At 36.5% G+C, this 14,139-nt stretch carries 9 protein-coding genes and 1 pseudogene; 2 read left to right on the top strand and 8 right to left on the bottom strand.

Annotated features, from left to right (window positions below; all coding sequences use genetic code 11):
- Window positions 1–95 precede the first annotated feature (95 nt).
- From RT41_RS02695 to RT41_RS02665, 7 genes and pseudogenes are all read right to left on the bottom strand, one after another.
- The gene (locus tag RT41_RS02695; RefSeq protein ID WP_054639206.1) at window positions 96–716 is read right to left on the bottom strand and encodes a DUF624 domain-containing protein; all 621 of its coding nucleotides are present in this window, start codon (window positions 714–716) and stop codon (window positions 96–98) included.
- 75 nt (window positions 717–791) lie between these two features.
- Entirely contained in the window at window positions 792–1,811 is a 1,020-nt protein-coding gene (locus RT41_RS02690; RefSeq protein ID WP_245811574.1) for a family 20 glycosylhydrolase, read from the bottom strand.
- Between the two features lie 52 nt (window positions 1,812–1,863).
- A pseudogene (locus RT41_RS02685) lies at window positions 1,864–3,330 on the bottom strand (ABC transporter substrate-binding protein).
- Between the two features lie 108 nt (window positions 3,331–3,438).
- Window positions 3,439–4,359 carry a carbohydrate ABC transporter permease gene (locus RT41_RS02680; RefSeq protein WP_096817260.1) on the bottom strand — a complete coding sequence of 307 codons (921 nt, stop codon included), beginning with the start codon at window positions 4,357–4,359 and terminating at the stop codon, window positions 3,439–3,441.
- A gap of 11 nt (window positions 4,360–4,370) precedes the next feature.
- On the bottom strand, window positions 4,371–5,300 hold the full coding sequence (locus tag RT41_RS02675; RefSeq protein ID WP_096817258.1) for an ABC transporter permease: 930 nt from the start codon (window positions 5,298–5,300) through the stop codon (window positions 4,371–4,373).
- Entirely contained in the window at window positions 5,297–7,990 is a 2,694-nt protein-coding gene (locus tag RT41_RS02670) for an alpha-mannosidase (protein WP_096817324.1), read from the bottom strand. The genes RT41_RS02675 and RT41_RS02670 overlap by 4 nt, the downstream gene beginning before the upstream one ends.
- 29 nt (window positions 7,991–8,019) lie before the next feature.
- Window positions 8,020–9,309 carry a glycoside hydrolase family 125 protein gene (locus RT41_RS02665; RefSeq protein WP_054639209.1) on the bottom strand — a complete coding sequence of 430 codons (1,290 nt, stop codon included), beginning with the start codon at window positions 9,307–9,309 and terminating at the stop codon, window positions 8,020–8,022.
- 276 nt (window positions 9,310–9,585) lie between these two features.
- On the opposite strand from RT41_RS02665, the gene RT41_RS02660 reads away from it, so the two are divergent.
- Window positions 9,586–10,626: a GntR family transcriptional regulator gene (locus RT41_RS02660; protein ID WP_096817257.1), complete on the top strand. Its 1,041-nt coding sequence runs from the start codon at window positions 9,586–9,588 to the stop codon at window positions 10,624–10,626.
- Between the two features lie 42 nt (window positions 10,627–10,668).
- Window positions 10,669–12,909 (top strand): GH92 family glycosyl hydrolase, encoded by a 2,241-nt coding sequence (locus RT41_RS02655; protein WP_096817254.1) that lies wholly within the window; start codon window positions 10,669–10,671, stop codon window positions 12,907–12,909.
- 55 nt (window positions 12,910–12,964) lie between these two features.
- Here RT41_RS02655 and RT41_RS02650 read toward each other — a convergent pair whose 3' ends face one another.
- Window positions 12,965–14,089 carry a polysaccharide deacetylase family protein gene (locus RT41_RS02650; RefSeq protein WP_096817252.1) on the bottom strand — a complete coding sequence of 375 codons (1,125 nt, stop codon included), beginning with the start codon at window positions 14,087–14,089 and terminating at the stop codon, window positions 12,965–12,967.
- Window positions 14,090–14,139: the final 50 nt, after the last annotated feature.

Raw genomic sequence — 14,139 nt, 5'->3', positions numbered from 1 at the left:
ATTAGATTGTAAATTGAAACACAAGAAATATATTATTATAACTAATAACTTTTTCTATTTTTTAAAAATAAAAATCATTTCAATTGAAATGATTTTTATGTTAAAGAATCTGAGTCTAACTTTTCATCGATCTTGTTGCGCCATTTTTTTGTTACATGAGCATTATAAATTTGCATCAAGCCCACTATGCCAAATAAAATCAAGCCTTTAAACTGCCATGTTAAAACTAAAATACAAAATGATCCGATCGTCATTTTCCAAAATGTTGAAAAACTAGAGAAACATGAAATAATACTCATTTTAACCAGATTAATCAACTCAATCCTATACTGACTACCTATAATGAGAGCATATTCGTATGCAACAAATAAAATGAAAATCGCAAAAATGAGCATGAAATCAATGATGAAAAAAATTAAACCTTTGATCTGTACTGACAAAAAGAGGCTATAACTTAATAATAAGAAAAAGAAAAGGGTGATTAGAAATAAAGCATTGGCTTTCCAGAAATCTGCTTTAAACATTTTGAAAGATTCTTTCCAACTTATTGATTTCCAATCGAAACCATGTGCCATATATTGCTCAGTAATGACTTTTAAGGCTGGACCGATTCCGAATATGAATCCCCCGCAAATTGAAAGGAGCCAGAAAATCAACGTCAATTTTACGACTGTCCAAACGCGTGTAAATAATATTTCTAAAGCTCTTCCTACCATGATTTCTCTTTTCTGCTCTCATATATGTCTGTATATTTATTTTTATATTCTCAGTATAACATTTTATATATTACTTTAATGGTAAATTTCATAAAATGTTGGTAATAAACTGTCAAGGTCATAAAGTATTTCTTCACATGTTTTCATGTTTGGTAAATCAGCCCAGACTGAAAAATATGTCCCTTTGACTTGTGCCATTTCATTTGCATTAAGATATTGACCACCAGAAAATTTATTTTTCTTCGCCTCATGTTTTAAACGATCAACAGTGGGTATAATATACCCTGCATTATTTCCTAAAACGTAATAAAGATCGTTATCACAAAAATTAATAAGGGTGTAACCCGCTTCAAGCCATGTAGAAACGTTTGCCATTGACGGATCCCAATTCGTCCAATAGGTTACTTCAACCGTTGGGTTTAAATTGACAAGACTCGTGAGATCCGATCTCAAAAGGCCATCGTTCCAGATCCTAACATCGAGCCCTTTTAATTTGAGGTGTCTTGTCAATTGATTTATAAAGGCGACATAAAACTCTATTCCAGATGCATTAGGTCCAAATTTTTCCCTTGATTTTCTTAATAAATACGGATAGTGTTGAATATTACGAAAATCAATGAATTCATCCCCTCCAATATGAATCGATTTGCAATTAGGAAACCAATCTAATATTTCATCATAAATCCCAAAAAGCCATTGTATCGCTTCATCGTTTGTTACATCAAGTGCTGAATTTGACGTCTCGGGTAAAATGTATTGAGGGTAATTTTTTAATAACGTGTCAAGATGGCCTGGCGCGTCGAAATCAGGAATAACTTCTAAGTCAAGTTCGCTTGCAAAATTGAGTATTTCAGCGACCTCTGTTTTCGTAAATCGATTTTCAGACGGATCTAATTTCAGTGTGGGTAATTCTAATCGAAAGCCCAAATTTTCACTAAAATGAAGTTGTAGATGTGTCATTTTAGCTTTATTCATGATTAACATTAATGATTTTATTTCATCTAGTGACCAATATTTCCTTCCGATGTCGAGTAATAAACCTAGCTCTTGCATGAGTGCTCCTTTTTCTAGCTTGTTTGCAAAAAAGCGACCCATGATTTCTCACTATTCGTTTAGAGAATTGAGGCTCGCTTTCGATCTTATTTAATTAATTTTTAGCACGGAAGGCGTCATATTGACTTTGCATTTCTTTTTGGATTTTGTCATAACCTGCTGTTTTAAGCTCCGCATCCATTTTCTTAATTCCTTCTTCTGGGTCAATAGTCCCTGTATTAATGTCATCTTTATATTTTGCCATTACGTTTTGAACAGCAGTAATTTGTGTTTGAACTTTCGTCATATCGAAGCTAAAGCCTAATAATGGAGAGACTTTTGCATCTTTGATGGATTGATCACGCGTTTGAATCATTTGTTCTGTAATTGCAGTTGGTGCATAGAGAATGGCATTATTACCAGTGTTCCATGCAGCCATATGAGAGGTTCCTTTGTAATAATCAGGAAGCAGCTTAATTTGGTCAACACCACCGACCGTTTTGCCAGTTTTTTCCCATTCTTTTCCTTCTTCACCATAAACTAGACCATTAAGCAATTTTGAATCCGTATTAATCAAGCCAAGTACTTTAACTGCCAATTCCTTATTCTTAGAAGTGTTAGAAACAACAAAGTTCGCCATTTGAGCCTACCCAGTTTTAATCAAGGCGTCTTTAATTGGTACAGACTTAACATCTTGTCCTGCCGCTTGCTTCAATGCGTTGTCACCATAATCAAATGGACCTTGTGTTTGAACCTGTGCGAACCACGTGTTTCCATTCAATGGGTATCCTTGGCTAAATGTAGCCGCACCGGATGGGATAATTCCCTCCTTATACCATTGACGGTGGATTTTCAGAATATCTTGGAAGTCTGATTGATCATACGGATTCACGATTTTTGTTCCATCACCGGTCGTTGAAATAGCAAACGGCATTGAATCGCCAAGGACGTAATCATAGTTTCCTGAGGCCACGTAATTTTGTCCGATGGCCAAAGTTGCAACGGACGGATTCGCCTTATGGAACTCTGTAAACACTTTTTCAGCATCGGCATATGATTTAATATTCGAAATATCTAGGTTATATTTTTTAACATATGAAGAATTAAATGTAATCATTTGTTGGGCATAAATATTGGCATTCACTGGTACGCCATAAAGTTTACCATTGATTTGATTCCCCTTAATGTAAGCGGGATTTAATGATTTGTAAAAATCAGGGGCATATTTAGGTAAAAGTTTGCTTAAATCTGCATAGGCTCCTTTTTGTGCAGTTACAGCGTAATTATTTGCTAATGAGATGTCATAATTTTGTCCAGATGAAACGATAACGTTCATTTTGGTATCCCAATCTCCCCAGCCAATATATGTAATATCAAGTTTTGCGTTTAATTTTTTCTCAATCTCTTTATTTGCTTCCGCCATAAGTGTTTTAAAATTGTCAGGTGCTTGCCCGACTTGATACATTTTGAGAACCGTCGGTCCACCACTTGCTTTACTGCTTGAACTTGATCCACAAGCGACTAAGCTAAATACGGATAGCGTTGTGATCGCACCGAGTGCAATTTTTTTAGATGTTTTCATATATGCTCCTTTGGGGGTTACCCATTTATTTACTTTAATAAATTTATAAAATCGCTTACATTACGTTTTAATAGTTTCTGCTTTGAATTTCCAAAGCAGATCATATCATTATTCTTTTACTCCACCTATTGTTAATCCTTTGACAAAATATTTTTGGAAAAACGGATAACTCAGGGCAATTGGCAAAATGGAGATCACAACGATAGCCATGCGGGCTGATTCACCAGGTAGACTACTAAGCCCCCCTTGTAATTGAGCTCCTGCCACTGCATTTTGCATGAGGAATTGTAGATTATTTTGTATTTTCATCAAGAGATATTGCAAAGGAATTAAGTTATCACTTTGAATATAGAGTAGCGCATTAAACCAGTCATTCCAATAACCAAGCGCGGCAAATAATGAAATTGTTGCGATACCAGGTACGGCTAGTGGAAGAACAATTTGTGTAAAAATTCTAATTTCACTTGCACCGTCAATTCGAGCGGATTCAATTATGGCATCTGGAACTTGGCGTCTGAAGAAGGTTCGCATGACGATAATATTAAAGGGCGAAACTGCCATTGGAAGGATTAATGCGAAGATTGTATCGTTCAAATGTAACATATTTGTCATAACCAAATAATTCGCAATCATTCCTGGAGAAAATAACATTGTAATCAAACAGAAAACAGTGAAAAATTTTCTTAAAGGGAATGTCGTTCGTGAAATCGCATAGGCATAAAGTGATGTTGTTGTCGTATTAATCAGCGTACCGAAAATAGTAACAGTCAAAGTGACCAGCAAAGATTGAAAGATTTGACTTTTCATTTGATTAAAAAGGAAACGATAGCCATCAAGGCTAAATTGACTGGGCCAAAAACTATAACCATGAGACACAATTGCACTTTCTTTAGTAAATGAAATGGCAACCACAAAGATGAATGGAAGGATGCAAGAAATTGCAAAGATCGCAATCAAAACGTTGAATAATAGATTGACAGAACGACTAAAATTTCTCACTTCAACATGTGTAATTTTTTTCTTTTTCATATGTCCTTCCTTTAGAATAAAGCAGATTGTTCATCAACACGACGAGCAATAAAGTTGGTAATCATCAAGAGAATAAAACCTACAATGGATTGATAAAGTCCAGCTGCAGTAGACATCCCTAAATCACCCGAACTTGCCAGTCCATTATAAATGTAAGTATCAAGAACTTGTGTAACGTTATATAATGCACCTGAATTTTGTGGTACGTTATAGAATAAACCAAAATCTGCTCTAAAAATATTTCCCACCGCTAAAATCGTCAAAATTGTCATCAACGGTGCCATTTGAGGTATCGTAATATTTTTAATTTGTTGCCATTTTGTTGCTCCATCAACCATTGCAGCTTCGTAGTAAGTCGGATCAATTCCCATTACTGTGGCAAAGTAAATAATTGAATTGTAGCCAATTCCTTTCCAAACCCCAATAAAGAGTATAATGAAGGGCCAATATTTTGGTTCACTATACCATTGGATAGCCGTCCCCCCATGCCCAGTAATCCAGTGATTGATAATCCCTTTGTCCTGACTCAAGAAAGCATAGACAAAATATGAAATGACTACCCATGAAAGAAAATAAGGTAAAAGCGACATGGTTTGATAGAGTTTAACCAATCGTTTATTTCTCAATTCAGACATAATGATTGCAAACGTGACCGCAATAATTAAATTGAGAACAATGAAACCGACATTATATAGGACCGTATTTCTAGTAATCGTAAAAGCCGCACCCGATTGAAAAAGGAATTTAAAATTATCAAATCCAACCCAAGGACTGTTAACTAAACTAGCAAGAAAGCCATTCGGATCAAGACGAAACTGTTTAAAAGCAACAACATTTGCTAGAACAGGAATATAGAAAAAGAAAATCATCCAGATTGCACCAGGAAGTGCCATTAATATTAAGGCTTTATATCGCCATATGTTTTTGATGAATTTTTTCATTGCTTCTCCTCTTGAGCCGAACTATTGTTCATCTCATGGACAAGAATCGTTTTAATTTCATAAGGCTTGAGGTCTTGTGAAAAATCATCCTGTTCTTCTTCCAATAAATTCAGTTCTTTAAATGCACCAACAATATGAACGATTTCTGCTTGATCAGACATATTGTAACCTCGTAAAACAATTCTGTCATCAGCTTCTCTTCTCTTTAAGGCAGTTGTTGCAAATGTATCAGCACTGATATCAACAATTTTCCCATTGTTAGGTAAGATTGAAACATTATCGTGGTGTCTCAATTGAACAGAACTGAATGGAATTTGTGAAGCATAGGCGTTTTTGTAAGTTTGGTACCGTGATTCTGGTGCATCATGCATTTCTAGACTATAGGTAAACTTTAATCGTCCTTGCGTTTGTGCTTCTGGTGTTGGAAAGTAGCCCCAGTCACCGAGTTCACCCACTGACCGTACGAGTGTCAGTGCAATGACGGAAGAATTGAGAATCTCATATTCATTCAAGCCGAAGTTTCCGATTGTCAAGCCATAGTCAGCATTATGAATGTTGACAAAAGCTTGTTGATGTTGCGGATTTGTTGGGTTCTCCCATTGTTCAGAAACTTGATTCGGCCGTTTGACAACTTCGAAGATGCTATCTGCCTCATGTGATTCAGTTGTCAGTCCTGACGGAAATAAAACACGAATACGGTGGTTTGTCATTTGATTGTCAATCGTTGTTTCAAAGTCTATTTTTCTACTGTCCGGCCTTACTGTTACAATTGTTTTTATCTCAAGCGGAACCAAATGTTTCGAGCGATTAGCTTTGCGGTAGCGAAATTCCAAGACCTCTTGCTGCTCTTTTTCGAGTAATGCGTCAGCTGATTCTGGAATCATCATATTCTGCTTTATTTCAATTTGTGCTATTTCAGGTTGATCAGTAATGACAGTTAAAGTCGCTTCTGATTCTGAAGACAAAATCGCTTTAGAGTGTTGCGGTTGAAAGTAAATGTACTCATTTCCAATATCCCCCGTATCTTCAAATTCCAAAATGTTCGAAAGATTACAGTTCTGTACCTTATCAAATATACTGAGGGTGCCGTTCTTTTCAATAGTCAATTTAAAAAATGAGTTTTCAATTTCTTGACCTGAAATCATCCCTTTTTCTTTGGTTTGTGATCGGTCGGTGCTAACCAACTGAAACGTCTGCCAGCTAAAAGCGGGCATTTTATTTAAAAATAATTTCACTTTTACGAAACGTTTCATATAAGGGACACGAAAACGATCTTTCGGTAAATCATAATCAAATAAAACTTCTGCTTTTGAAATTTCAGCATGAACTATCTGTCCCGTTTGATCTATAACTTCAAATTTCTGATCAACTTTTGCGTCTAATGAACGATACAAGTCAACAGGCAAGCCCTCTGAAAATAATTTCCGCTCTAGAACAACTTCTACTTCGGCCTCACCAGTTTTGTCATAAGCACTGGTATTAAAGACAACAAATGAGTGTTCACCATTCGGCTGGATCGCCTTTGAAATCGTTTCTAAAGCATCTGTTAGGACATAATCAGCAACGGTTTCTGCCTTTTCAAAACGAGTCATCATTTCACGATGAACGGAATCTAATGAGCACCCGCAAATGCTATCATGAGGATGATTTTGCAGTAATATTTTCCATGCATAAAGAAGTTTTTCATGTGGATATTGACCACTAATTTTGTATGCCAAAGTGGCAAGTGGTTCGGCAATATTTTCTAGCTTCCGTTCAACAAGCGTATTTTTTTGTTTCAAGTAAACACGACTTGAGGCCGTATTCGCTAATGTATACCAACCATCTGTTTCCTGAGAAGTTAATTCACCGCTAACCTTTGATAAATCCTCAGGTAAGGTGGCTCTCACGGCATCCAAATAAGTTGGCCAATTAGAATGAATGAATTCATATTCGGGGAAAAGCTCATTCGCAAGACGAATGGCTTTACTTAAATCCTTTTGAACGGGTTGATGATCTCCCCCATTCATCATCAATATATGAGGCGTTGATGCAAATTTTTCCGCATCTGCTATTTTTTTTGTCCAAAAAGAAATTGCTTTATCTTTTTCTGTTGGGATTTCATTTCCGTTAGAATACCAATTAGCAAATAAGATGCCAAGAATCTCACTCTCATCTGGGCCTTGCCACCACATTTCTGAATATTGTGATGAATAAGTTTTTTGCTCAAGGACTTGATTATCGAATCCAATTGGTTTGACCCCTCGGCCAAAGGCAACATTTTCGAGACCAGCGCCCTTCATCAATTGTGGTGTTTGTCCCATATTTCCAAAGGTGTCTGGAAAATATCCAAGGGGAACTTTTTGTCCCCAGAAATCTGTAGCTTTTTTCCCAATCAGCATATTGCGTACATTTGACTCTGAACTAATCAAAAAATCATCTTGTAAGATATAAAATGGACCAATTCTCAGTTTTCCACTACTTATAGCCGCTCGAATTTCATCTTCTCGTTCAGGTCTTACTTGTAAATAATCATCCAAGATAATCGTTTGACCGTCCAAATGAAAACTATCGAATTCAGGGTCTTTCTTAAATAAATCCAATAAGTCATCTAACAGATTAACCAAACGCATATGATGTTGCTCATAAGCCATATACCATTCTCGATCCCAGTGACTATGCGAAATTATGTGAATTGTCTTCTTTTTCATATCATCCCTTTTTTTATCTAAATTTGCTTTTAAATTTTGTACCCAAAGTAATCCATTAAGAGCTCGCAGTACATCATGTTTGCCCAACTGAACCACTCTCTTGTGTAATGGTTTGGATTATTAACATCAAATCCTTCATGCATCAGATGTGTTCCTGCATCTGTGTTGACCAAAATATTCAATATCCGTTCTTTTTCCGATTGAGAATCTGTGGTTAGTCCTTCCATAGCTAAAGCGATCGGCCAAACATAATTTTCTGGTGTATGACTCGAACCTATCCCTTTTGCAAATTTTCCTTCATAATAATAAGGATTCTCAAAGCTCAGCATTGTTCGTCGCGTATTCAAATAAATCGGATCATCTATTTCACAGTATCCCAAATAAGGGGCAGCAAGTAAATTAGGAACATTACTATCGTCCATTACAGCCCTATTACCCAGCCCGTCTACATCATAGGACCAAATATCATCCCCTTGCTGATTTTGAGTCACGGCAAATTGATTAATTCCTTTTTGAATTGAAGATTTCAATTCTTGTGCTGCTTGCATAAGCTGTGCATCGTGTAATACCTGACTGAAGATGAATATTAACTCATCAAGTATTACAACTGCAAACATATTAGACGGGACAAGGTAGCCATATTGGCAAGCATCATCACTAGGTCTAAAACCAGACCATGTCATCCCAGTATGGGCGACTTTCGCTCCCCGCCCATTTCGGATCAAGGTATCTTCATTCCGATCGGTCACACGTTGAAATCGATAAGGTGAGTGTTCATGATTTTGTTCTGTTTTAAAAACAGTTAAGATTTTGCGCACCCCTTCTACAAATTGTTCATCAAAAATATCGATCCTACCCGTCTTTTGATATAACAAATATGCTAATTGAACTGGATAACAAAGTGAATCAATTTCATACTTTCTTTCCCAAATCCAACCTTTTTTGGAATTAAAATTCGTTTGGTCATTTTGATGCCCTGCACAATTCTCTTGTTCATTAAAGGCATTTGCATAAGGATCAAAATTAATGTACTTAAATTGTTGCTTCACAAGGCCCGCAATCAGATCGGAAATTTGTTGATCAGTTTGTGCCAAAAAAAGATAGGGCCTAATTTGTGCTGTTGAATCACGCAACCACATGGCTGGTATGTCCCCTGTCAGCATAAATACCTGATGGTTACTCTGCACCTTTATGGCTTTTTCTAAGGTGTTTGTGAATGATGTCTCAAAATTTTTTGACCAATCTTGGTGAGATTCTCCACAGTTCTCTTTGATCGTTTGTACAAATTGTTTCACTGAATAAGGTATTTGAATGCCCACATTAGCTCCTTATATTGATATACTCTTTACAAAAAATAACAATCGTTTCAAATGTTGATATATCATTTTTTCTTCTAATATATCACATAAATTATTTTTTGCAAGCCCTTTTATAAAAATTTTATTTAGTTGAATTCGCATATCCTACGCTAATGTAAGCATTTTCTAGCTCAAGGGGTGTCGCCTGGTGTTTTTTGGGATTCGTAAAGTATTTCACTTGTGTTTTTTTTTATTTAGTATATAATATGATATATCAATTATAGTCGAGGTACACTTATGTCTGTTCCACTTTATCAGCAAATATGTAATGATTTAGTTAAGGAAATTAAAACAAATAATTTGAAAGTCGGCGAACAACTTCCTACCGAAAAGGAACTCGCTCTTACTTACAAAGTCAGTCGAATTACTGCAAAACGAGCCCTATCTGAACTTGAACAGATGGGGATGGCAACCAGGATCCAAGGTAAAGGGTCTTTCGTGACAAAAGTTAAAAAAGTTCAATTTTCAGGAACAAATCGTCGACTTCTTTTTGTAATGCCATTTGAAGGAATGAATTTTGGGAATTTCACACCTGGTCTCTTACCTACGATTAATGCTGCTGAAATTACTTTGTTTATGACCTATTCTAATTATTTAAGGGAAAATTCAGCAACTTCAATTAGAGAAAATTTTGACGGTTTGATCTATTATCCAATGCATACAGAGGATTTTCTCGATGTCCTTCTCGAATTATCTATGTATAACTTCCCAATTGTATTACTGGATAAAAAAATCATCGATCTCCCTTTTCCTTGTGTATTTGCCGATAATTTTAATGGAGGGATCCTTGCCACACATCTGCTTATTCAACAAGGCCATCAACGCATTGCATATGTGATGAGTAATGAGCCCCACCACCCGCATACGACGAGGAACCGGTATTTAGGATACATCAAAGAATTGAAAGAGAACCATTTGTCGTATCACACAACACTTGACGACCCTTTAGCAACGGTGGAAGGAATTTTGAAACTGATTGAGTCACAAGCGCTTACAGGGTTGGTTTGTGAAAATGACTTGGTGGCACTTCAAATCATGGGTGTATTACAACAACAAGGCTATTCTTTTCCAATGGATATATCAATTATTGGTTTTGATAATATTCAGGCTACCCAATTGAGCCAACCGGGTCTTACAACGATTGCCCAAGACTTTCAAAAAATGGGACAAGTCGCTGGTGAAATGATCATTGATTGGCTCGATCATGGAATCAGACCGGAAGATAAAAAAGTTGATATCCAACTTATTAAAAGAAACTCTACAAGAGACATTTCATAACGAAAACTTTAAACAGAATTCACTAATATATAAAGGAATATTATGAGAATAAATCAAATCGATACAAGGCAAGGGAGTGCAAATTCAAGTAGCTTTTCAAATGGGAATTGTCTCCCATACACAGGTACGCCTTGGGGAATGAACTATTTCGCGCTGTCAACTGCCTCAAGTCGAGGAGCCTGGTGGTTTCATCCAGAAGACCATACTTTCGAAGGCTTCCGCTTAACTCACCAACCCAGTCCATGGATGGGAGATTTTTCACATTTTACAATGACCCCATTTTCTGGATATCTAGGCGGCCATTCAATTTGGCACACCGTCTCATCTTTTCGCCCCTCAGAAACACAAATGTCACCTCATAAAATTGCAATAACATCACTGAGGTATCAAATTCAGTCAATCCTTGTTCCGTCCATTTATGGTGGTATTTTACAAATGAAGTTTTTAAATTCAAAAGTTCAAGATAACGGAATAATATTGCAATTACCTGGAAATTTTGAGATTTCTGCCAAAGACTCAAGAAATATCTTATTTTCGGTTTCTAATTATGCTGATTGTGAGGATGAAAACTTTGCGTTTTATGTGCAATTAGCATTTGAAAATGACATCGTACTTGATTCAGTATTTGAGGTAGAAGATGGTCAAGAGAATCAGGTTTTAGCTGATGGATCAAACTCTTTCAAAGGAAAAAATGGCGCTGTTCAGGTGACTTTTAAAACATTATTAAAGCAGATACAAACTGTGCGCTTTGGGACTTCTTTTATTTCTTTTGATCAGGCGTCTTTAAATTTAGAACGTGAGCACTCAATGACTCTTGACGAATATGAAGTTCAGAATGAAGAGGCATGGGAAAAGCAGCTGAATAAAATAGAAGTGGAACATGATGACCCGAAGATTGTTTCAACTTTCTATCATAATTTATATCGTAGTTTCCTATTTCCACAACGTTTTTATGAAATTGACCATAATAACCAAAAAATACATTTTGATACCAGCTCGAGAACAGTAAAACCTGGTCCCTTATATACAAATAATGGCTTCTGGGATACATTTAGAACTGTTTATCCGCTTTACAGTTTAATTGCAGTTGAAGAGTACGGAGACATGCTTGAAGGGTTTCTAAATTCATTTCGTGAATCCGGCTATTTGCCAAAATGGCTTTCTCCGGATGAACGAGGAATGATGCCCGGAACTTTAATTGATGCGGTCATCGCCGATGCGTCAAAAAAAGAAATTCGACTTGATCTCATGCCTGAATTTTTAGAAGCAATGATAAAAGGTGCAACAGTTCAATCATCTGATCCTAAATATGGTCGTCAAGGAATAAGTGATTATCTAGAATATGGGTATGTTCCACTGAATCACCATGAATCCGTCAATCAAACACTGGATTACAGTTATTCAGACTATTGCATTTATCGAGTGGCACAGATCCTTGGTGATCAAAATACCTCGCAATATTATAAGAAACAAGCCTTAAATTATTGTCACTTGTATGATTCCGAAAGTGGGTTTATGAGAGCAAAAGATCACGATGGGAAGTTTCGAGAAAACTTTAATCCTCTTCAATGGGGCCGTGATTATGCTGAGGGTTCCGCATGGCAAACCTCTTTTTCTGTATTTCAAGACTTTGCAGGACTGATCAAAATTCATGGAGGTGCTGATTTATTCGAAGAAATGCTGATTGAATTATGTAATCAAAAGCCCGATTTTTCTGTTGAAGGTTACGGCTTTGAAATCCACGAAATGAGTGAAATGGCTACACTCGAATTCGGTCAGGTCGCTATTTCAAATCAACCAAGCTTTCATTACCCTTATCTCTTTTCATACATTGGTAAACCTTGGATGGCTCAGCCACTGATCAAAAATTTATTGCTTGAAACATTTAACGATACAACTAGAGCTTATCCCGGTGATGAAGATAATGGGACAATGGCTTCATGGTATATCTTCTCTAGTTTGGGATTTTACCCAATGACCGCGGGGACTGGAGAATACATTTTGGGAATCCCACTTTGGAATAGAGCAAAAATTCATTTGTCAAATGGAAAGATGGTCGAAATAAATTCGTCTCCTAACAAAAAACAGCACGTTTTCGTTGACACTGTCAGCGCTGACGGGAAAAAAATAGAGAACACTTTTATTGACCATAAAGACTTGACAACAGGACTGCGACTTGATTTTAAACTGGGGATCGTTCCTCATCCTCAGACCTATTTACCCGAACAACTGCCTTTCTCGCTTACTAAAAATGATTTAAAAACGACCGTGTCAAAATCATAATGAAGATTCTAAGTACAAAAAAACCAACTCACGTTGGTTTTTCTTTACTCAATATTCAGTTCCCTGTATACACCTTTCCTGATTCGATAGGTCCAACGCGTGAATTCAACAACTGTGTGACGGTAACAAAAGTGTAACCTTGTGCTTTCAGCTCTTGAATAATTTGAGGTACTGCTGCAACAGACCAGCTATGAATGTCGTGCATCAGTATAATTCCCCCATCATGTGCATGAGTCACCGCATTTTGAACGACCTTAGCACTATTGTTAACATAACGCCAATCATTTGTATCAATAGACCAATTCACTGCTGCCAAATTTGTTTGAGCCAAAGTTGTTGCATTATAAGATCCATAAGGCGGGCGGTAAAAATTAGTGGATTGACCACTTAATGAATTAATTAAGTCGTGAGCTGATAATATTTCCTCTTTTTGTTTGTCAGCAGTGAGGTTGACCAAGTTTGCATGATTCCAACTGTGTGAAGCGACTTCATTTCCGCCAGCAGCTTCTGCTTTAATAAGCTTGGGATAAGCTTGTGCTTGTTTGCCCAATGGGAAAAATGTTGCTGAAACGCCTGCATTTGCAAGTGTCTGTATAAGTATTGGCGTCGTTTGTGGGTTTGGCCCATCATCAAATGTCAATGCGATCAGTTTTTTACCCGCCCATTTTTCAGCCTCTTTTTTTGCTGCCTCAGCAGCCGCTTCGGCTTCGATTCTTTTCTTGGAAACATCTAATTTTTGGGTTAAATTTGACTTTTCCTTTGCTTCGTACGTTGAGGTTAACAAATCTAATTTTGCTAGGACCTGCTGATAACTTTCTTCCGTTTTCTGATTTTCATAATTTGTGAGTGCAGATGTGGCATCAGCTATACGTATTTTATAATTGACTAAAGTGGACAATTTCACTTCAATTTTATTTTTATCTGTTGGATTCAATTGTTGTGCTAAAGTCTTGGAACGCTTGAGATTTTCATCTGTTGGATTTTGATATGCTTCATCGATTGATTTTTCTGCCAAGGTTTTTATTTTTTGATAAGCTTGGATTTTCTCCTTTCTAACTGTTTCATCATGATATAATTTTACACCAATGCCTATTCCTGTACTGGCTACTAATGTAAAAAATAAACTTAATAAAAATATTTTTCTCTTTTTTTTTCTCCTCTGCCGCGTTCTTAATTCCATAACTTCCCCCCCAAAAAAGATAACTTATTTATCAGTCAAAACAAAAATCG

Origin of the sequence: Lactococcus fujiensis JCM 16395 (assembly GCF_002441655.1) — a bacterium.
Taxonomy (GTDB): Bacteria; Bacillota; Bacilli; order Lactobacillales; family Streptococcaceae; genus Lactococcus; species Lactococcus fujiensis.
Note: the sequence above shows the minus strand (reverse complement) of the source record. Positions and strands in the feature narration are given on the sequence as shown.